Annotated in this window: 17 protein-coding genes and 1 pseudogene; 9 read left to right on the top strand and 9 right to left on the bottom strand. The window is 66.2% G+C overall.

Annotated features, from left to right (window positions below; all coding sequences use genetic code 11):
* Nucleotides 1-63: 63 nt before the first annotated feature.
* A pseudogene (locus AC2FAN_RS24555) lies at nucleotides 64-400 on the bottom strand (hypothetical protein).
* 192 nt (nucleotides 401-592) lie between these two features.
* Between AC2FAN_RS24555 and AC2FAN_RS24550 the strand changes: the two are divergent.
* The 4 genes from AC2FAN_RS24550 (at nucleotide 593) to AC2FAN_RS24535 (ending at nucleotide 6,136) form a co-directional block, all read left to right on the top strand.
* Nucleotides 593-3,163: a DNA translocase FtsK gene (locus tag AC2FAN_RS24550; RefSeq protein WP_265050909.1), complete on the top strand. Its 2,571-nt coding sequence runs from the start codon at nucleotides 593-595 to the stop codon at nucleotides 3,161-3,163.
* 269 nt (nucleotides 3,164-3,432) lie between these two features.
* Entirely contained in the window at nucleotides 3,433-4,203 is a 771-nt protein-coding gene (locus AC2FAN_RS24545; protein ID WP_265050910.1) for a LolA family protein, read from the top strand.
* An 82-nt stretch (nucleotides 4,204-4,285) separates the two neighbouring features.
* Nucleotides 4,286-5,101: an exodeoxyribonuclease III gene (gene xth / locus AC2FAN_RS24540; RefSeq protein WP_476807188.1), complete on the top strand. Its 816-nt coding sequence runs from the start codon at nucleotides 4,286-4,288 to the stop codon at nucleotides 5,099-5,101.
* A gap of 117 nt (nucleotides 5,102-5,218) precedes the next feature.
* A complete protein-coding gene (locus AC2FAN_RS24535; RefSeq protein WP_485176714.1) occupies nucleotides 5,219-6,136 on the top strand; it encodes an EamA family transporter in 918 nt (305 codons plus the stop codon).
* 20 nt (nucleotides 6,137-6,156) lie between these two features.
* Here the strand turns inward: AC2FAN_RS24535 and AC2FAN_RS24530 are convergent, their stop codons facing one another.
* Nucleotides 6,157-6,621, bottom strand: a complete 465-nt coding sequence (locus AC2FAN_RS24530) for a cyclic nucleotide-binding domain-containing protein (RefSeq protein ID WP_265050913.1) — start codon at nucleotides 6,619-6,621, stop codon at nucleotides 6,157-6,159.
* Between the two features lie 3 nt (nucleotides 6,622-6,624).
* Nucleotides 6,625-7,311, bottom strand: coding sequence for a response regulator transcription factor (locus tag AC2FAN_RS24525; RefSeq protein WP_265050914.1), 687 nt, complete (start codon nucleotides 7,309-7,311; stop codon nucleotides 6,625-6,627).
* Between the two features lie 82 nt (nucleotides 7,312-7,393).
* On the opposite strand from AC2FAN_RS24525, the gene AC2FAN_RS24520 reads away from it, so the two are divergent.
* Entirely contained in the window at nucleotides 7,394-7,948 is a 555-nt protein-coding gene (locus tag AC2FAN_RS24520; protein ID WP_265050915.1) for a L,D-transpeptidase family protein, read from the top strand.
* A gap of 115 nt (nucleotides 7,949-8,063) precedes the next feature.
* Nucleotides 8,064-8,444, top strand: coding sequence for a bleomycin resistance protein (locus AC2FAN_RS24515; protein ID WP_485176713.1), 381 nt, complete (start codon nucleotides 8,064-8,066; stop codon nucleotides 8,442-8,444).
* A gap of 112 nt (nucleotides 8,445-8,556) precedes the next feature.
* Here the strand turns inward: AC2FAN_RS24515 and AC2FAN_RS24510 are convergent, their stop codons facing one another.
* A complete protein-coding gene (locus tag AC2FAN_RS24510) occupies nucleotides 8,557-9,222 on the bottom strand; it encodes a YggS family pyridoxal phosphate-dependent enzyme (protein ID WP_485176712.1) in 666 nt (221 codons plus the stop codon).
* 153 nt (nucleotides 9,223-9,375) lie between these two features.
* Between AC2FAN_RS24510 and leuS the strand changes: the two genes are divergently transcribed.
* From leuS to holA, 3 genes are read left to right on the top strand one after another with little or no spacing between them, the layout of a single operon-like run.
* Complete coding sequence (gene leuS / locus AC2FAN_RS24505; protein WP_485176710.1) at nucleotides 9,376-12,000, top strand: leucine--tRNA ligase; 2,625 nt, start codon at nucleotides 9,376-9,378, stop codon at nucleotides 11,998-12,000.
* On the top strand, nucleotides 11,987-12,520 hold the full coding sequence (locus tag AC2FAN_RS24500) for a hypothetical protein (protein ID WP_485176709.1): 534 nt from the start codon (nucleotides 11,987-11,989) through the stop codon (nucleotides 12,518-12,520). Before leuS ends, AC2FAN_RS24500 begins: the two co-directional genes overlap by 14 nt.
* A gap of 6 nt (nucleotides 12,521-12,526) precedes the next feature.
* Nucleotides 12,527-13,555 (top strand): DNA polymerase III subunit delta, encoded by a 1,029-nt coding sequence (gene holA / locus AC2FAN_RS24495; RefSeq protein WP_485176708.1) that lies wholly within the window; start codon nucleotides 12,527-12,529, stop codon nucleotides 13,553-13,555.
* Here holA and AC2FAN_RS24490 read toward each other — a convergent pair whose 3' ends face one another.
* The 5 genes from AC2FAN_RS24490 to mnmE form a co-directional block, all read right to left on the bottom strand.
* A complete protein-coding gene (locus tag AC2FAN_RS24490) occupies nucleotides 13,556-14,437 on the bottom strand; it encodes a ParB/RepB/Spo0J family partition protein (RefSeq protein WP_485176707.1) in 882 nt (293 codons plus the stop codon).
* 29 nt (nucleotides 14,438-14,466) lie between these two features.
* On the bottom strand, nucleotides 14,467-15,297 hold the full coding sequence (locus AC2FAN_RS24485; RefSeq protein ID WP_485176755.1) for a ParA family protein: 831 nt from the start codon (nucleotides 15,295-15,297) through the stop codon (nucleotides 14,467-14,469).
* Nucleotides 15,294-15,941 (bottom strand): 16S rRNA (guanine(527)-N(7))-methyltransferase RsmG, encoded by a 648-nt coding sequence (gene rsmG / locus AC2FAN_RS24480; RefSeq protein WP_485176706.1) that lies wholly within the window; start codon nucleotides 15,939-15,941, stop codon nucleotides 15,294-15,296. The genes AC2FAN_RS24485 and rsmG overlap by 4 nt, the downstream gene beginning before the upstream one ends.
* Nucleotides 15,938-17,827 (bottom strand): tRNA uridine-5-carboxymethylaminomethyl(34) synthesis enzyme MnmG, encoded by a 1,890-nt coding sequence (gene mnmG / locus AC2FAN_RS24475; RefSeq protein ID WP_485176705.1) that lies wholly within the window; start codon nucleotides 17,825-17,827, stop codon nucleotides 15,938-15,940. Before mnmG ends, rsmG begins: the two co-directional genes overlap by 4 nt.
* A 74-nt stretch (nucleotides 17,828-17,901) precedes the next feature.
* A complete protein-coding gene (gene mnmE, locus AC2FAN_RS24470; RefSeq protein WP_485176704.1) occupies nucleotides 17,902-19,230 on the bottom strand; it encodes a tRNA uridine-5-carboxymethylaminomethyl(34) synthesis GTPase MnmE in 1,329 nt (442 codons plus the stop codon).
* Nucleotides 19,231-19,396 lie beyond the last annotated feature (166 nt).

Here is a 19,396-nt window from a genome sequence, read left to right as displayed (position 1 = left end):
TCACGTGAAATCATCACCCCGGCGGGCGACCGCCGGGGTTTTCTTTTACGCCGGGGACGGCTTTCAGCCCGGCTCGTTCAGCACGATCTCCAGCACCTGCACGCCTTCGGGCAGCTCGATCAGGAATTCGGCATCGCGCGGCAGGTGGTGGATCCGGCGCGGATCGGGCCCGGCAAAGCGCGACATCGCCTCGACGCTCTCCCAATAGGAGGATCGTGACGAACTCGCTCTCGGTCTGCCGGTCTTCCCGAAACATCTGCGCGCCCAGCGCCTTCTCCTGCAAAGGCGTCACGCCTTCCTTGCGGAGATAGGCCGCATAATCCTCCGCCTTTTCGCGCGTCGTGCGCCCTCGCCAGATTCGGGCGATGCGGGCCTGCTTTGTCCTGCTCTCGTCGGACATCGGTCGTTCCTCACGGTTTCCGCCATCCCCGGAGCAAGCGCGGGGCGCCGTCCGGGGTTCCCAGGCTCCCGACAAGACGCGTCAGCAATCCGCGATACGTCTCAAGGTTAAGCGGGTCTTAACCTCGCCTTCCTAACCTCTCGCTGATGGCCGGATGATGCGGCCCCGACAGTCCGGATAACCCGAAGCCGCATGCGCACCATCCGCCGCTCCCAATCGCTCATGGACCGCCTGCCCGATCCGGTGCGGGAGTTCCTGTCGCGCCGCGCCTCGGAAATGACCGGGCTCGGCGTGTTGGCCTTCATGGTCGCGATCGCCGTCGCACTGGCGAGCTGGTCGGTCGACGATCCCAGCCTCAACAACGCCACCAGCGGCGCGGTCCGCAACTGGCTCGGGCGCCCCGGCGCCATGGTCGCCGACCTACTGATGCAGCTCATCGGCCTCGGCGTCATCGCCCTGCTGTTCCCGCCGATGATCTGGGCGCTCAGGCTCATGCGCTTCCATCTCTTCGATCGTGGCGCGCTCAAGCTCGGCCTTTGGGTCGTCGGCGTCGCCGCGACCGCCGCCGTCGCCAGCGCTCTCCCGGCAACGCCGCGCTGGCCGCTGCCGACAGGCATGGGCGGCGTCATCGGCGATGGCCTGCTCTTCGGCACGCGCAACATCGCGGGAATCGCCGGCAGCGCCGTCGGCAGCCTCGTCGGCTTCCTCTATGCCGGCATCGCCATCCTGGCCGTCACGGCCGCTGCCGGCTTCGGCTTCGTCACCGACGAGGATCCGGCGCTCGACAGCGACGAGGCGGAGGACAGCTGGTCGGACGGCGAGGAGCGCCGCGACGACGAGCCCGGCATCACCGTCATCCTGATCGGCTGGCTCGCCCATGGCGCCATGGCCATGCGCGCGGCGATCCTGCGCCGTCTGCCGCAGCCGCCCGAGCCGGTGGTCGACACGGGCGTCGCCCCGCGTGATGAAAATGGCCGCGTACGCCGCGAGCCGCAGTTCGGCGAGGCTCCCGCGGCCCGCCGCACCAGCCCCGCTTTCGATCCCGAGCCGCTTCCGGGCGCCCGCCCCGCCGTCGCCAGCCGCCCGGCCGATGATTTCGATGCGCCCTTCGATCTCGATGACGAGCCGCAGGACCTGCGCGATCTCAACGCCCCGCGCGTGGCCATGCCGCGCGGCGCGCCGAAGCCCGGCAAGCGCATCCAGCGCGAGGCCCAGCCCTCCCTGCTCGACCGCGAGAGCTTCGAACTGCCGCCGCTGACCTATCTGGCCGAGCCGAAGAAGGTCGCGGCCAATGCGGTCTCGACCGATGCGCTGGAGCAGAATGCGACGCTGCTCGAAGGCGTGCTCGAGGATTTCGGCGTGCGCGGCGAGATCACTCAGGTCCGACCTGGCCCGGTCGTCACCCTCTATGAGCTTGAGCCAGCCCCGGGCACGAAGTCGTCCCGCGTGATTTCGCTAGCCGACGACATCGCGCGTTCGATGAGCGCGGTGTCGGCGCGTGTCGCGGTGGTGCAGGGCAAGAACGCCATCGGCATCGAGCTGCCCAATGCCAGGCGCGAGACGGTGTTCCTGCGCGAATTGCTCGCCAGCCAGGATTTCGAGGCGACCAAGCACAAGCTCGCGCTCTGCCTCGGCAAGACCATCGGCGGCGAGCCGGTGATCGCGGATCTGGCACGCATGCCGCACCTGCTCGTCGCCGGCACCACCGGCTCGGGCAAGTCGGTCGCGATCAACACCATGATCCTGTCGATCCTCTACCGGCTGAAACCGGAGGAGTGCCGCCTGATCATGGTCGATCCCAAGATGCTCGAGCTCTCCGTTTATGACGGCATCCCGCATCTGCTCACTCCCGTCGTCACCGACCCCAAGAAGGCGGTCGTGGCGCTGAAATGGGCGGTGCGCGAGATGGAGGAGCGCTACAAGAAGATGTCGAAGCTCGCCGTGCGCAACATCGACGGCTTCAACGCCCGCGTCGGCGAGGCCAAGGCCGCCGGCGAGGTCATCACCCGCACGGTCCAGACCGGCTTCGACAAGCATTCGGGCGAGGCGATCTACGAGGAGGAGGTCATGGACCTCGAGCCTCTGCCCTATATCGTCGTCATCGTCGACGAGATGGCCGACCTGATGATGGTCGCCGGCAAGGAGATCGAGGGCACGATCCAGCGGCTCGCCCAGATGGCGCGCGCCGCCGGCATCCATGTCGTGCTGGCGACGCAGCGCCCCTCGGTCGACGTCATCACCGGCACGATCAAGGCGAACTTCCCGACCCGGATCTCCTTCCAGGTCACCTCCAAGATCGACAGTCGCACCATCCTCGGCGAGATGGGCGCCGAGCAGCTGCTCGGCCAGGGCGACATGCTCTACATGGCCGGCGGCGGGCGCATCACCCGCGTGCACGGCCCCTTCGTCTCGGACAACGAGGTCGAGAAGGTCGTCGCCCATCTCAAGACGCAAGGCCGGCCGCAATATCTCGACGCCGTCACCTCCGAGGAGGAAGAAGCCGGCGAGGACGAGGACGGCGCCGTCTTCGACAAGACCGGCATGGGTTCGGTCGAGAGCGACGACCCCTACGAGCAGGCGGTTGCGGTCGTGCTGCGCGACAAGAAGGCCTCGACCTCCTACATCCAGCGCCGCCTCCAGATCGGCTACAATCGCGCCGCCTCCATCATGGAGCGCATGGAGAACGAGGGCATCGTCGGACCCGCCAACCACGCAGGGAAACGCGAGATCCTGGTCGAGACCCAGAACCAGCATGACGAATGAGGCGGGCGAAGCGAGGCAAGCTCTTGCAGCCGCCGAGGCCAGTCCTCAAATTGCCATGACGATGCTGCAACCTCGGCAGCTGACCACGCGTTGAACCTTCGGCAGGCCGGCATCCGTCGATCCTCTCGCCGTAACGCGTTTGCAAGCTGCGGCATGGGGATGGCCGGGGCACAGGGAGTGGAGCAGCCTTGCTCGATAGATTGACCCCGGCGGTCCGGACTGCGTTTCTGGCGACGACGGTTTTCGGTTGCGCGATCGCAGCCGCTCCGTTGGCTGCCCAGCCCCTCCAGCTTCTGCCGCCCAAGCCGGTCGCAGCCAAGCCCGCTGCCCCGCGCCTCGTCCTGCCGCCGCCACGCCCTGCCAATCTCGGAGTGCCGCGAACCGCCGCCGCGGATGCACCCGCCGTGCAGCCCGCCTCGTCCAGCGCAGCCGCATCCACGGCAGCATCGGCGCCGGAGTCGGCACAGCCTGCGGCTACCCCCGCAAAAGCCAAGGGCACGGCGCCTGCGACCCAGGAAGAGGCGATCGAGCGGCTCAACACCTATCTCAACAGCTTCGCCACGCTGCAGGGCAATTTCATCCAGTTCGCCGCCAATGGCCGGCGTCTCGAAGGGCGCATCTACATCCAGCGCCCCGGCAAGATGCGCTTCGAATACGAACCGCCCACGACCACCGAGGTCATCTCCGACGGCACCTCGGTCGCCGTCCGCGACAAGCGCCTGGCGACGCAGGACATCTACTCGATCGGCCAGACGCCGCTGAAATTCCTGGTGCGCGAGCGCATGGACCTCGCCCGCGAGGGCACGCTGAAGGGCGCGAGCATCGACGGCGACATCCTGTCGGTCAGGCTGGAGGACCGTTCGACGCTCGGCGGCACCTCGAAGATCACGCTGAAATTCGATCTCGTCGCCAACGAGCTCCGGCAATGGATCGTCATCGATCCACAGGGCTACGAGACCTCGGTCTCGCTCTACAATCTCGACACCCGCCGCCGGCCCGATCCGAAGAATTTCGTGATCGACTACCAGCGCACGCTCTGACGCGGATCGGCAAGCCGAAAACGGCTTGCCTTTTTTTGCTTGCCGAACGAGTTTCCGCCCTCCTCTCGGCCGGAATCCTCGCGTGCAACTCACCGTCACCAGCTGGAACATCAACTCGGTCCGCCTGCGCATCGGCATGGTCGGCGAGTTCCTCGCTCGCTACGCCCCCGACGTCCTCTGCCTGCAGGAGACCAAGACGCCGGACGAGCAGTTCCCGGCCAAGGCCTTCCACCAGTTCGGCTACGTCCATCAGGCCTTCATCGGCCAGAAGGGCTATAACGGTGTCGCCATCGTCTCGAAGCTGCCCTTCAGCGAGAAGGACGCGATGTCCATGTGCGGCCGCAACGATGCCCGGCACATGACGGTGACGCTCGACACCGCGGCCGGGCCCGCTGCCGGCATCGCCATCCATAACTTCTACATCCCGGCCGGCGGCGACATCCCCGACCCCGCGAAGAACGACAAGTTCGCGCACAAGCTCGCCTTCCTCGACGAGATCGGCGCCTGGGGCGTGACGAAGAAGCCGACCGACCGACCCGCGATCCTGCTCGGTGACCTCAACATCGCCCCCTATGAACATGACGTCTGGAGCCACAAGCAGCTGCTCGACGTCGTCAGCCATACGCCGATCGAGACAACGACGCTGGAGCGGCTGCGCAGCGAGCTCGGCTGGACCGACGCGGCCCGCACGCTGCGGCCCGAGCCGGAGAAGCTCTATTCCTGGTGGAGCTACCGTGCGCAGGATTGGGAAGCATCGAACAGGGGCCGCAGGCTCGACCATATCTGGCTGTCAGACGCGCTGAAGCCGACGCTGCGCGACCTCACCTTCCTGCGCGAGGCCCGGGGTTGGGAGCGTCCGTCCGACCATGTTCCGGTCACGGTGACGCTGGACCTCTGAAGAGGCCCTCTGACCCACCCATGTGCCGGAGGCGCCACGGACATGCCGCGCCGGGCCATCCTGCCCCGGATTTCCATGATATAGCCGCGGCACGTTTCCTTGCAGCGGCCAGAGCCAGTGCAGCCCGCACCCTCCACATCGCTATCCCTGCGCGACGCGCTTCTCACCCTCGCGGTGATGGTGGTCTGGGGCACCAACTTCGTCGTCATCCATATCGGCGTGGAGCATTTTCCACCGCTGCTCTTCGCCTGCCTGCGCTTCGTGTTCGCGCTTCTGCCGGCGGTCTTCTTCCTGAAGCGGCCGGCCGTGCCCTGGAGCAAGCTCGCGGCCTACGGGATCCTGATCGGCGCCGGCCAGTTCGGACTGCTGTTCATCGCCATCAAGGGCTTCATCGCGCCGGGCCTCGCCTCGCTGGTGGTGCAGGCCCAGTCCTTCTTCACGATCCTGCTCGCCGCGGCGATCACACGCGAGCGCGTCCAGCCCTTCCAGATCGTCGGTCTGCTCCTCGCGGCCAGCGGCATTGCCGTGATCCTCTGGCACGCCGACGGCACGACCACGCCGCTCGGGGTCATCCTCGTGCTCGGCGCCGCGCTCTGCTGGGCGTCCGGCAACACCGTGGCGCGCAGCACCCCGCAGGTCGACATGCTCGCCTATGTCGTCTGGACCAGCCTGTTCGCCGTGCCGCCCCTGTTCGCGCTGTCATGGCTTTTCGAGGGTTGGCCTGCGATCCGCGACGGATTGACCGGCGCGCCTCTCGCCGCCTGGGCGGCCGCGATCTGGCAGGCTGTCGGCAACGTCATGTTCGGCTATGCCGTCTGGGGCTGGCTGCTGTCGCGCTACGCCGCCGCCACCGTCGCGCCGACATCCCTGCTGGTTCCCGTCTTCGGCATGGGCGCCGCCGCGCTCTGGCTCGGCGAACCCCTGCCGGGCTGGAAATTCCTGGCGGCCGGCCTCGTGCTGTCCGGCCTGTGCATCAATATCCTCTGGCCGCGATTCGCGGCGATCCGCGCCGCCAGGCACCCGCCATCGTCGTGAGGGGCCGCGCCTCCCGGCGCTTACTTGCGGTCGATGGCGCCGAGCGCCCTCTGCACGGCCGACAGCTCGCCCACGAAGCCGCGCAGCCTGTCGCCGATCGCGGCCATGATCGCCTCGGCCGAATCGGGCGATTCGCCGAGCACGCGCCGCATCACGCTGCGCGGCAGCCGCATGACCTGCGACGGCTCGCGCGCGATGGCCGTGACCTGGCGGGGCACCGAGGTGAAGAGCGCGAGCTCGCCGATCATGGCACCGGGTCCGATGATCTCGCTCGCCGGCTGGCCATCATCCTGGGCCGTCAGCGCGATGGCGCCGGACACGACCAGAACCGCGCCGTCCGAAGGTTCGCCAGCACGGAACAGCACGTCGCCGGCGCGCAGGATGCGGCTTTCCGCCGCGAAGGCGAGCAACCGCAGCGCGTCGCGTTCCATCAGGCTCAGCAGCGGCTGCCGGGCCAGCAGTGCCATGTCGTCGTCGAGGGCCATCCGTCAGGGATTCAGCCGGTAGCCGCCGGCATCGGTGACCAGCAGCCGGGCATTGCCCGGATCAGGTTCGATCTTCTGGCGCAGCCGGTAGATATGCGTCTCCAGCGTATGGGTCGTGACCTGGCTGTTATAGCCCCAGACCTCCTGTAGCAGCACCTCGCGGGCGATCGGCTTCCTGCCCGCGCGATAGAGAAAGCGCAGGATCGCGGTCTCCTTCTCGGTGAGCTTGGTTTTCGAGCCCTTCTCGCTGACGAGCAGCTTCGATCCTGGGTGGAAGGTGTAGGGACCGACTTGAAAGATCGCATCCTCGCTCGCCTCGTATTGGCGCAGATGGGCGCGGATGCGCGCCAGCAGCACGGCGAACTTGAACGGCTTCACCACATAATCGTTCGCGCCGGCTTCCAGCCCCAGCACCGTGTCGGCGTCCGAGCCTTGGCCGGTCAGCATCACCACGGGGCTCTTGAAGCCGTTCTTGCGCATCACCTTGACCGCCTCGCGCCCGTCCATGTCGGGCAGGCCGACATCCATGACCACGAGATCGACGCGCTCGCCCTGCACGGCCTTGACCGCCGCCGCAGCCGTGCCGGCCGTCGTCAGCCTGAACTCCTCATAGAGTGCAAGCTGCTCGGCCAGCGCATCGCGCAGGGTCTGGTCGTCATCGACCAGGAGAATATGATGGACGACGGACATGAGGCGGTTCGCTCGGAAGCAATCGTTAGGGCAACATGAGCCCGCTGAGTCGTCATCGCAAGTCAGGCAGCCTGGAATCCCCGTGAGAAACCGTCCGCATCCCCCCTTTGGCCCGCGCAATCTCTCCTCGCTGCGGGTCTTCGCGTCCGTTCGCGACCGCCGCAAGGGCTTCCTCGTTGCCGGCTCGGCGGTGTTTCCCTGCGCGCTCGGCCGCGGCGGCATCCGCACCGACAAGCGCGAAGGCGACGGCGGCACGCCGCGTACCAGCCTGCCGCTGCGCAGCGTCTTCTACCGCGCCGACCGTCTCGCCCGCCCCCGCACGCTGCTGCCGCTGAAGCGGATCGGACCGCGCGACGCCTGGTGCGACGACCAGAAAGACCGGCGCTACAACCGCCTGATCGATCGCCCGCCCGGCAAAGCCGAGGAGCGGCTCCAGCGCGAGGATCATCTCTACGACGTCATCGTCGAGCTCGGCTGGAACGACAGGCCGGTGATTCGCGGGCGCGGCAGTGCGATTTTCTGGCACCTTGCCCGCCCGGGCTTCACACCCACGGCCGGCTGCGTCGCGGTCGAGGGGCATGTCTTCGCCAAGGTGCTGCCGCGCCTGGCGCGGCATTGCCGGATTCTGGTCAGATAGGCCCCATTGCGCTAGAAGCGCTCCCGAGCACCGTCTCGAACATCCTCTCCGGACTCGGCCGACGCCTCGGGCACCGCCCCGCATCGTCGCGCCGCTCCCAGCTAGAGAACCTGCGATGACTGATTCGGTCTCCACCGGCCTCCGCTTCGGGCGGATCGCCGCCATGCTGCCCGTCGCCGACATGGCGCGCGCCTGCGATTTTTACATCGGCGCCCTCGGCTTCCGGAAAACCTTCGAGAACGGCAATCCCGTCGGCTTCATGATTCTGAAGCGGGATGCGGCCGAGCTGCACCTGACGCTCCAGCCCGGCCACGAGCCGGCCGCTTTCAACGTCGCCCATATGATGGTCGAGGATATCGACGCCATGCACGCCATCGTCCGCGAGCGCGGCCTGCGCATCGTCAAGGGCCTGCGCGACAAGGATTACGGCCTGCGCGCCTTCGTCTTCGAGGACCCGGACGGCAACCGCATCGATGTCGGCCAGCCGCTGAGTTAGACCATCATTCTCGGGCGGAGCGAAGCGCAGACCCGAGAATCTCCGGCCAAAGAAGGCTCTTGAGCCCGCCTGCCGCAGAGAGGTTCGGGTCAAGCGCGAGCATGACGCCGCGCTATCCCCGCGCGCCGAAAATCGCACTGCCGACGCGCACATAGGTCGCGCCGAGCTGGATCGCCGCTTCGTAATCGGCGCTCATGCCCATCGACAGGCCCTTGAGCCCGTTGCGGGCAGCGATCTTGGCGAGCAGGCCGAAATGCGGCGAGGGCGGCTCGTCGGCGGGCGGGATGCACATCAGCCCCTCGATCACCAGACCGTGAACATCGCGGCAGCGCGCGAGGAACGCATCGGCATCGGCCGGCATGACGCCGCCCTTCTGGGCTTCCTCGCCCGTGTTGACCTGCACCAGCAACCGCGGCGCCTTTCCGATCCGCGCGATCTCGCGCGCCAGCTCCTTCGCCAGGCTCTCGCGGTCGAGCGAATGGATCGCATCGAAGAGCTCGACCGCTTCGCGCGCCTTGTTGGATTGCAGCGGGCCGATCATGTGCAATTCGGCATCGGGAAAGCGTTCTTTCAGCGCCGGCCACTTCGCCTTGGCCTCCTGCACATAGTTCTCGCCGAAGATGCGCTGGCCGGCTTCGAGCGCAGGCAGGATCGCCTCGGCCGGCATCGTCTTCGACACGGCGATCAGCGTGACGCTCTCGGGCTTGCGCCCGAAATCGCGCGCGACTCGCGCGATCGCCCCCCGGGTCGCCTCCAAACGCGTAACCGTATCGCTCATCTGCCAGCCTCTCATGCCCTGCGCGCCGTTGACCGCGTGCGCGCAATGGTGTCCTAGAGCAGATTGCGAGAATCCGGCATCCGGTTTTTGCATTCAGCCCCTGCGCCGGCCTGCCTCCGGGAGCCGGCAAACCCGCAAGAATTGCCCGCTGACATGGCCGTCGAACGTTACAACCCGAAAGAGTCCGAGCCGAAATGGCGCGCCGTCTGGGAGGAGCGCAAGCTTTTCGAGACGAGGAACGACGATACGCGGCCGAGCTACTACGTCCTCGAGATGTTCCCCTACCCGTCCGGCCGCATCCATATGGGCCATGTCCGCAACTATGCGATGGGCGACGTCGTCGCGCGCTACAAGCGCGCCAAGGGCTTCTCGGTGCTGCATCCAATGGGCTGGGATGCTTTCGGCCTGCCGGCCGAGAACGCCGCCAAGCAGAAGAAGGTCCATCCGCGCGAGTGGACCTACGAGAACATCGCGACGATGCGCAAGCAGCTCAAGTCGATGGGCCTGTCGCTCGACTGGAGCCGCGAGCTGGCGACCTGCGACCCCAGCTATTATCGCCACCAGCAGAAGATGTTCCTGGACTTCCTGAAGGCCGGGCTGGTCGACCGCAAGACCGCCAAGGTCAACTGGGACCCGGTCGACGAGACCGTGCTCGCCAACGAGCAGGTCATCGACGGACGCGGCTGGCGCTCCGGCGCGCCGGTCGAGATCCGCGAGCTGACCCAGTGGTTCTTCAAGATCACCGAGTATGGCCAGGAGTTGCACGACGCGCTGGACGGCCTGACCCGCTGGCCGGACAAGGTCCGGTTGATGCAGAGGAACTGGATCGGCCGTTCCGAAGGCCTGCTGGTTCGTTTCGCCCTCGAATCGAATGCCGTTGGGCAGGATGAGGTCGAGGTCTACACGACCCGCCCGGATACGCTGTTCGGCGCCAGGTTCGTCGCGGTCGCTTCCGACCATCCGATCGCCAAGGCGATGGCCACGAACAATCCCGCGCTGCAGGCCTTCATCGAGGAATGCAAGCGCACCGGCACGGCGCAGGAGAACATCGACAAGGCCGAGAAGCTCGGTTTCGACACCGGCCTGCGCGCCGTCCATCCCTTCGATCCGAACTGGACGCTGCCGGTCTACGTCGCCAACTTCATCCTGATGGAATACGGCACCGGCGCCATCTTCGGTTGCCCGGCGCATGACCAGCGCGACCTCGACTTCGTCAACAAGTATGACCTGGGTAATACCCCGGTCGTGGCGCCCGAAGGCACCGATCCCGCCGGTTTCGTCATCACCGACACCGCCTATGACGGTGACGGCCGCATGATCAACTCACGCTTCCTCGACGGTATGACCATCGCGGAAGCCAAGGAGGAGGTCGCGCGCCGCCTCGAAAGCGAAACCCGGGGCAACCGTCCCGTCGGCCAGCGCAAGGTCAATTTCCGCCTGCGCGACTGGGGCATCTCGCGCCAGCGCTACTGGGGCTGCCCGATCCCGGTCATCCATTGTTCCGACTGCGGAACGATCCCGGTTCCGGATGCCGATCTGCCGGTGAAATTGCCGGACGACGTCTCCTTCGAGAAACCCGGCAACCCGCTCGACCATCATCCGACCTGGAAGCATGTCGCCTGCCCGCAATGCGGCAAGCCGGCGCGCCGCGAGACGGACACGATGGACACGTTCGTCGATTCGTCCTGGTACTTCGCGCGCTTCACCGATCCCTGGCGGACCGAAAGCCCGACCGACCGCAAGGCGGTCGATCGCTTCCTGCCGGTCGACCAGTATATCGGCGGCGTCGAGCACGCGATCCTCCACCTGCTCTATTCGCGCTTCTTCACCCGCGCGATGAAGAAGACCGGTCATGCCGGGCTGGACGAGCCTTTCGCCGGCATGTTCACCCAGGGCATGGTCGTGCACGAGACCTATCGCGCCGCCGATGGCAGCTGGGTCGAGCCCGGCAACGTCCGCATCGATGTCTCCGGCAACGAACGCAAGGGTTTCGATGTCGAGACCGGCGCTCCGATCGAGATCGGCGCGATCGAGAAGATGTCGAAGTCCAAGAAGAACGTCGTTGACCCCGACGACATCATCGCCTCCTACGGTGCCGACACGGCGCGCTGGTTCATGCTCTCCGATTCGCCGCCCGATCGCGACGTGATCTGGACCGATGAGGGCGTGCAGGGCGCCGCCCGCTTCGTCCAGCGTCTGTGGCGCCTGGTCGCGGAGATTGCCGAGCGCACCGGCGGCAAGGCCGCAAAGCCCGCCGCGATCGGCGAGGCGGCGCTGACGCTGCGCAAGGCGAGCCAGCGCGCCCTCGACGCGGTCGCCGCCGATATCGAGCGTCTCGCCTTCAATCGCTGCATCGCGCATGTCTATACGCTGACCAACGCCATCGGTAAGGCGCTCGATGCCGCGGCCGAGAAGGCTGAGCTCGACGCCGATATCGCCTTCGCCCTCCTTGAGGCCGCCACGATCGTGACCCAGCTTGTGGCGCCGATGATGCCGCATCTGGCCGAGGAGTGCTGGCAGGCGCTGGGCCTGCCGGGTCTCGCCGGAGAGGCATCGTGGCCGGAGGTCGAAACCGCGCTGCTGAAGGACGACAGCATCACGCTGCCCGTCCAGCTCAACGGCAAGAAGCGCGCGGAGGTGACGGTTCCGGCCGATGCCGATACGATGGCGGTCGAAACCGTCGTTCGCGGCAACGAAGCGGTGCAGCGGGCCCTCGAAGGGCGCGCCATCCGCAAGATCATCGTGGTTCCCGGGAGAATCGTGAATGTCGTCGTCTGAAGCCGTTCTCCCCCGTCGCACGCTGCTGGCAGCCATCCTTGCTGCAGCGACGCTCGCCGGCGGCTGCTTCCAGCCGCTGTACTCCGAGTACACCTCGAGCACGGTGGGCGGCAGCGTCAAATCGGCGATGCGCAGCATCGAGATTCCCGAGATCAAGGGCCTGATGGGCCATTATTTCCGCAACGAACTGGTCTTCGAGCTCGATGGCGGCGGCGAGCCCGACGCCCAGAGGAAGCTGAGGCTCGACGCGGCGATCTCGGAGTCGGTCGAGGTCGTCACCGTCGACTACGCCAATGGCCGGGCCGATTCGGCGGTTCTGGTCGCAACGGCGACCTGGAAGGTCACACGCATCGGAACGGGCGAGGTCGTCTCATCCGGCACCAACTCCGTCCGCGCCCCCTATGAGCGTTCCTCCCAGCGCTTCGCCACGGTGCGCGCGGCACGCGACGCCCAGGTCCGCGCGGCGAAGAACCTCGCCACCATCGTCCGGGGACTGGTCGCCGCCGACCTTACCTCCTGATCGGTCATGGTCGCGATCAAGGCCCATGAGGCGGAACGCACGCTGGCGCGCCTCGATCCAGCCTGGCGCCTTGTCCTGATCTACGGCCCCGATGCGGGGCTCGTCTCCGAGCGGGCAAGCGCGCTGGCCCGATCCAGCGTCGACGATCCGAACGACGCTTTCCAGCTCATCCGCATGGACGGCGATGTCGTTGCCGCCGATCCCCTGAGACTGGTCGACGAAGCCAACACCATCGGCCTCTTTGGCGGCCGGCGCGCCATTCGCGTCTCCCCGACATCCAAGCCCTTGCAGGCCGCCGTCGAGCCGCTGCTGGCGACGCCCTCGCAGGACGCGCTCGTCATCGTCGAAGCCGGCGATCTCCAGCGTACGAACCCGCTGCGCACGGCCTGCGAGAGGGCCAGGACCGCCCTCGCAGTGCCCTGCTATGGCGATGCCGCCCGTGATCTCGGCACGATCATCGACGAGATGGTCCGGGGCGCCGCGAAGTCGATCGACAGGAACACCCGCGACCATCTCGCCGGCTTGCTGGGGGGCGACAGGCAGACTTCGCGCCGGGAGATCGAGAAGCTTCTGCTCTATGTCGGCTCGGAGCCCGCCATCCTCGCCGAGCATGTCGAAGCGGTCGTCGGCGACACGGCCCAGCGCGAGCAGGCCATGCTCGTCGATGCCGTCTTTGCCGGGAAGCTGCCCGTGCTCGATCTCGCCCAGGCCAAGCTCAGCAGCGAGGGGCTCGACCCCGGCGTGATGCTCGGCGCCGTACTGCGCCAGGCCTTGGCCTTGCTCAAGGCCCGTCAGGCGATCGATGCCGGGCGAGGTGTCAGGGACGTCGTGGGAACCATGCGCCTGCCCTATCCACGTATCGCGACCACGGAAGCCGCCCTCAACACTTGGTCCAGCGCCAAGCTGAACGATGCAGTGGGCCTGCTTGGCAACGCCATCCTGGCCACGCGCCAGAGCTCCGATATGGGCCGCGCCATCGCGACCCGCGCCTTGTGGACGCTTGCCCGTGTCGGGCGATCCAATCGAGCGGACTGATCAGGCCTTCAGGCCGCGGCAGAGCGCGTCAAGCTGTTCGAGCGTCTTGTAGCCGATCTTGACCTCGCCCGACCCGTTGGACCGATGGCCAATGGAAACGGAAAGGCCGAGAGCTTCCTCGAGAGCTTTCTCGAGAGCTCTTGTGTCCGGATCCTTCTCCACCCTCGGCTTCGCCGGGACGGCACTTTTCGTTTCGCCCCGGGATTCTTCCTGCACGACCCGCTCGATGTCGCGAACGCTCAGACCTTCGTCGACGATCTTGCGCGCCATGAATTCCGGGTCCGAAACGGAAAGCAATGCGCGCGCATGCCCAGCCGAAACGACGCCTTCGCTCACCATCTTGCGCACCGACTCCGGCAGCTTCGACAGGCGCAGCGTATTGGCGACATGGCTGCGGCTCTTGCCGATCACGCGGGCCAGATCGTTCTGCGTGTAGCTGAACTCGGCAATCAGCCGCTCATAGCCGGCGGCTTCCTCGATCGCATTGAGGTCCGTGCGCTGGACGTTCTCGACGATGGCGATCTCGAGCGCTTCTCGATCATCAGCCTCGACGAGGATGACCGGCACATCGTGCAACTCGGCGCGCTGGGCCGCGCGCCAGCGGCGTTCGCCGGCAATGATCTCATAGGCGTCGATCATTCCGGGGATCGAGCGAACGATGATGGGCTGCAGGATGCCACGCTCGCGGACGGAGGTCGTCAGCTCCTCCAGATCATCCTCGGCGAAGCTGCGACGTGGATTGCGGGCGCTCGGCCGCAGGAACTCGACCGGCACCCGGCGCTGTCCACGCGCCCGCTCGATCGCGCCGATTTCCTCGCCGACATCGCCGATCAGTGCCGCCAGACCGCGGCCAAGGCGGGAACGCCCCTGTTCTTCGGCCATTGCCATTCCTCGTAACCTCGTTGCTTGCTTCAGGCGGCCGCGCGTAGGGCGCGCTCGCGCTTGATCACTTCCGACGCCAGCCGCAGATAGGCCTGCGACCCCGAACAGCGCAGATCATAGAGCAGTGCAGGCTTGCCATAGGACGGGGCCTCGGAGATCCGCACATTACGTGGGATCACAGTCTCATAAACCTTGTCTCCAAGGAAACTTTTCACATCTGCCATGACCTGACCCGACAGATTGTTGCGCGGATCAAACATGGTGAGCACCACGCCCTGGATGATCAGACGCGGATTGAGGCCGGCGCGGACCTGCTCCACCGTCTTGAGCAGCTGGCTGAGACCTTCCAGTGCAAAGAATTCGCATTGCAGCGGCACCAGCACGGCATCGGCGGCCGTCATCGCGTTGATGGTGATCAGGCTGAGCGAAGGCGGGCAATCGATCAGGACATAGGTCAGGTCCTGGCAGCGCTGGTCGTAGCACAGCTCGTCGATTGCGATCTTCAGACGGTGCGCCCGGTTCTTGGCGGAAGCAATCTCCAGCTCCACGCCAAGCAGATCGAGCGTTGAAGGTGCCAGCGACAAACCTGGAACGGCCGTCGGCTGGAGCGCCTGACCCAAGCCGACATCGCCGCAAAGCACGTCATAGGTCGAGGATTTCCGGTTGCGGCGATCGACGCCCAGCCCGGTCGAAGCGTTACCCTGCGGATCGAGATCGACGATCAGCACCTTCTCGCCGATCGCCGCCAGGGCCGTCCCCAGATTGATCGCCGTCGTCGTTTTGCCGACGCCGCCCTTCTGGTTGGCGAGCGCGATCACGCGCGGGCGGCGCGATGGTGTCGCAGATGGGACCTCAGTCATGAATCGGCTCGTCTCTCGGCCGAGCGAACCTTCAGGATTCGCGCAGCGGCATCTGTCACGGAGGAAACCGTCGTCGCTTGAATCTTCCAATATCTTGCTGAGTCGGTCAATTCCGCATCTAGATGTTGTCCCTTGGGAAAGAGGCCGAGAGTGCCGTTTCTCAACAAATCTTCGCACCAATCGAGAAGCTGGGTCAGTGGCGCCAACGCACGCGCGGTGACGACATCGACCTTGCCGGTGAAATCGCCGATCGCATCCTCGATCCGTGCGGCGTGAACCCGGACAGGTGCGCCGGTAATCCTCGCTGCATGACGCAGAAACGCGCATTTGCGGGCATTGCTCTCGACGAGATCGATCTGGCCCCGGCCCTGCTCTGCCAAGCAAATGCCGATCACCAGCCCGGGAAAACCGCCTCCTGAGCCAAGATCGAGCCAGCGCTCGCACCCGGCTGCGAGATTGAAGATCTGCAGCGAATCCGCGATGTGACGGGTCCAGACCTCGGACAGAGTTGCCGAGGAGACGAGGTTTTTCGCCGCCTGCCAACGTTCCAGCTCCGCGACGAGCAGGGCCAGTCGTTCCTCTGTTTCACGTGAAACAGGCGTCAAGCGCAAAGCGTGCTGACGGTCTTCCTTATCAACAGTCACGTCGATCCTGTGGATAAAACCGTCGCCGCCCGGCTCTTCCGCGCATGCGCCGCCAGCAGTGTCAGAGCCGCTGGAGTCATGCCTTCGATCTTCCCAGCCTGCGCCAGATCAGCCGGTCGCTGCACCGCAAGCTTCGCCTTGAGCTCGTTTGACAGCCCGGAAATGGCGTCGAGATCGAGATCGACGGGGACCTTCAGCGCCTGATCGCGACGATAGGCCTGGATCTCCGCGGCCTGCCGGTCGAGATAAACCGCATAGACGGCATCCGCCGTGACGCGCGCCGTCACTGAGGCCGGCCAGCGGTGCAACTCGGGCCAAACCGCCGCTAGCCGCTCGAAATCGACATCCGGGTAGGAGAGGATCTGGTACGCGCTACGTCGCACCCCGTCGCGATTGAGCTGCAGGCCAACGCCTTCTGCCTGCTGAGGCGTCAGCCACAGGTTTTGCAGCGTCTCGCGCAACATCCCGATCTCTCCGTGCCGGTCGTCGAACGCCGCCCGTCGGATCGAGCCGACTATTCCGAGCCGGGCACCCAGCGCCGTCAGCCGCTCGTCGGCATTGTCGACGCGGAGCGACAAGCGGAATTCGGCTCGCGACGTGAACATTCGGTACGGTTCCGTAACGCCATGCGTGACGAGATCGTCGACGAGAACGCCGATATAGGATTGGGTCCGATCGAAGACCACCGGCTCAGCGCCGCCAGCAAGTCGCGCGGCATTGAGCCCTGCGAGCAGGCCCTGCGCGCCCGCCTCTTCATAACCCGTCGTGCCGTTGATCTGTCCCGCCAGGAACAGTCCACCGATGGCGCGCGTCTCCAGCGTATTCTTCAGCGCGCGCGGATCGACGAAGTCATACTCGATCGCATAGCCGGGCCGCAGCATCGCCGCGCGCTCTAGACCGGGGATCGTCTTCAACAGGCCAAGCTGAACATCCTCGGGCAGCGAGGTCGAGATGCCGTTCGGATAGACGGTGTCGTCGTCCAGGCCCTCGGGCTCCAGGAAGATCTGGTGGCCGTCGCGGTCGCCGAAACGCCCGACCTTGTCCTCAATCGACGGACAATAGCGTGGGCCGCGTCCCTCGATCTGCCCAGAAAACATCGGCGCACGATGCAGATTGGCCCGGATCAGCTCGTGGCTCGCCAGCGTCGTGCGCGTGATGCCGCAGGCGATCTGTGGGTTGGTAATGGCCGGCGTAAGCGCTGAGAACGGTTCCGGCGGCTCGTCGCCGGCCTGCATTTCGAGCGCCGCCCAATCGATGCTGCGGCCGTCGAGCCGGGGCGGGGTTCCAGTCTTGAGCCGTCCCAAGGGAAAACCGTGACGCTCCAGCGTGGCCGAGAGGCCGAGGGACGGCGCTTCGCCGACGCGCCCGGCCGGGATGCGGGTCTCGCCGACATGGATCAGGCCACGCAGGAAGGTGCCGGTTGTCAGCACGACCGTTCCGGTAACGAATCGACGTCCATCCGCCAGCACGACGCCGACGACGCGCTCCGCGTCGACCAAGAGGTCGAAGACCTCGCCGGCAACGATGTCGAGGTTCTCTTGCCGCGCAAGCAACTCCTGCACGGCAAGGCGATAGAGTTTCCGATCGGCCTGGGCGCGCGGGCCGCGCACGGCCGGACCCTTGCGCCGATTGAGCATGCGGAACTGGATGCCGCCCAAATCGGCGGCATGCGCCATGATCCCGTCGAGCGCATCGATCTCCCGGACCAGATGACCCTTGCCGAGCCCGCCGATGGCCGGGTTGCACGACATCACGCCGATCGTCTCGGGCTTATGCGTCACCAGCGCGGTGCGCGCGCCATAGCGCGCCGCGGCGGCAGCCGCTTCGGTTCCGGCATGGCCGCCACCGACGACGACGACGTCGTAATGCTGCGGATGAATGGACATGGTGTTTCGCTAGCGAAGCGAGACAGGTGGGTCAACGGCAATCGCGGAAAAGCGATGAAATGGGACGCCGGCTGTCACTTTCCGATGCAGAATCCAGAAAACAGCTGGTCGAGCACATCCTCGACATCGATGCGGCCGACCAGCCGTTCCAAGGCGACGACGGCCAGGCGCATGTCTTCCGCCAGCAGTTCGCTTTGCCCGTGACCAGCCGTCACGGCTCGCTCCAATGCGGTGATCGCGTCCGCCACCGCGGCGCGGTGGCGCTCGCGTGTCAGGAGCGCCGGTTCGGCCTGACCCAGCGCTTGCAAACGCGTAACGATCTCATTCAGAAGCTCGGAAACCCCGTCGCCGCTTTTGACCGAAATGGCCCGCTCGCCGGGCAGGGCAGTTCCGCCCAAATCCGACTTCGTCGCAATTGGCAGCGTGGGAGCAGCTTCATGGATTCGATACGGCTCCGAATCGATGCTTCGCAGAGCGAGGACGAGGTCCGCTCGATCCACAAGCGCCCGGGCGCGCCTGACGCCTTCGGCCTCGATTGGATCGGTGCTGTCTCGCAGGCCGGCCGTGTCGATCAGAATGACGGGCAAGCCAGCGAGATCGAGGCGTACTTCGAGTGCGTCGCGCGTCGTACCGGCGATCGGTGAAACGATCGCGACCTCCCGCCGCGCCAATGCATTCAGCAGTGTCGACTTGCCGGCATTGGGCGGCCCGGCCAGCACGACCACAAAACCTTCCCGCACACGCTCGCCCATGGCGAAGCTGCCGAGGGCATCGCGCAGCGACACCAGAACGTCCACCGCGAACCCCAGCGCCTGTTCCTGCAGCGGCCCCGACACGTCACCTTCGTCGGAGAAATCAAGCTCTGCGGCCAGAAGGCTCATCGCCTTGATGAGCTTGCCCCGCCATGCCTGCGCGACAACGCCGAGAGCGCCGTCCATCTGGCGCAGCGCCTGCTTGCGCTGCCATTCCGTTTCCGAATCGATCAGATCGGCCAAACCCTCGACCGCGGCGAGATCGAGCTTGCCGGCCTCGAAGGCACGGCGGGTGAATTCCCCCGCTTCTGCCAGCCTGACTCCCGGTAGTGCCGCAAGTATGACCAGAATTCGCGCGAGCACTGCGCGGGAACCGTGGATGTGGAACTCGGCGACATCCTCCCCGGTAAAACTCGCCGGTGCCGCGAAGAATAACACTAGCGCAGTATCCACGGTCATACCATTTCCATCCGACAGCCGACGCAGCGTCGCCACACGCGGCTCGGGTATGACTCCTGCAACCGTTTCGAGGACGAATCGGACGCGCGGGCCCGACACCCGCACAACCGCCACGCCAGCGCGGCCAGGCGCCGACGACAAAGCGACGATGGTGGGATGGGCTTCGGATGTGTCGGTATCTGCTGCGGCCATGGTGGCTGATCGATGCTCGGTGAGGCTTTGGGAGGGTGTGCTTTACCAGCGAGGGCCAGTCAAACCCTGCCGTGCCTCCAGCCCGTGCTGCCGGCAATGCCCGCCGGATGAGGAGGCCCTGCGTTTCGCACCGGCCGCGCTGATGCTTCAGGCGTGCTCGGCTGCA

The organism is Allobosea sp. RIT-PG3_2, from assembly GCF_057321085.1.
Note: the sequence above shows the minus strand (reverse complement) of the source record. Positions and strands in the feature narration are given on the sequence as shown.

What these genes read in the sequence shown, in the direction of transcription:
- AC2FAN_RS24515 (WP_485176713.1), top strand. Translation starts at nt 8,064, where the DNA reads ATGACTGATTCGGTCTCCACCGGCCTCCGCTTCGGGCGGATCGCCGCC.
- AC2FAN_RS24500 (WP_485176709.1), top strand. Translation starts at nt 11,987, where the DNA reads ATGTCGTCGTCTGAAGCCGTTCTCCCCCGTCGCACGCTGCTGGCAGCC.
- AC2FAN_RS24530 (WP_265050913.1), bottom strand. Translation starts at nt 6,621, where the DNA reads ATGGCCCTCGACGACGACATGGCACTGCTGGCCCGGCAGCCGCTGCTG.
- mnmG (WP_485176705.1), bottom strand. Translation starts at nt 17,827, where the DNA reads ATGTCCATTCATCCGCAGCATTACGACGTCGTCGTCGTCGGTGGCGGC.
- holA (WP_485176708.1), top strand. Translation starts at nt 12,527, where the DNA reads ATGGTCGCGATCAAGGCCCATGAGGCGGAACGCACGCTGGCGCGCCTC.
- leuS (WP_485176710.1), top strand. Translation starts at nt 9,376, where the DNA reads ATGGCCGTCGAACGTTACAACCCGAAAGAGTCCGAGCCGAAATGGCGC.
- AC2FAN_RS24525 (WP_265050914.1), bottom strand. Translation starts at nt 7,311, where the DNA reads ATGTCCGTCGTCCATCATATTCTCCTGGTCGATGACGACCAGACCCTG.
- AC2FAN_RS24510 (WP_485176712.1), bottom strand. Translation starts at nt 9,222, where the DNA reads ATGAGCGATACGGTTACGCGTTTGGAGGCGACCCGGGGGGCGATCGCG.
- AC2FAN_RS24550 (WP_265050909.1), top strand. Translation starts at nt 593, where the DNA reads ATGCGCACCATCCGCCGCTCCCAATCGCTCATGGACCGCCTGCCCGAT.
- mnmE (WP_485176704.1), bottom strand. Translation starts at nt 19,230, where the DNA reads ATGGCCGCAGCAGATACCGACACATCCGAAGCCCATCCCACCATCGTC.
- AC2FAN_RS24490 (WP_485176707.1), bottom strand. Translation starts at nt 14,437, where the DNA reads ATGGCCGAAGAACAGGGGCGTTCCCGCCTTGGCCGCGGTCTGGCGGCA.
- AC2FAN_RS24485 (WP_485176755.1), bottom strand. Translation starts at nt 15,297, where the DNA reads ATGACTGAGGTCCCATCTGCGACACCATCGCGCCGCCCGCGCGTGATC.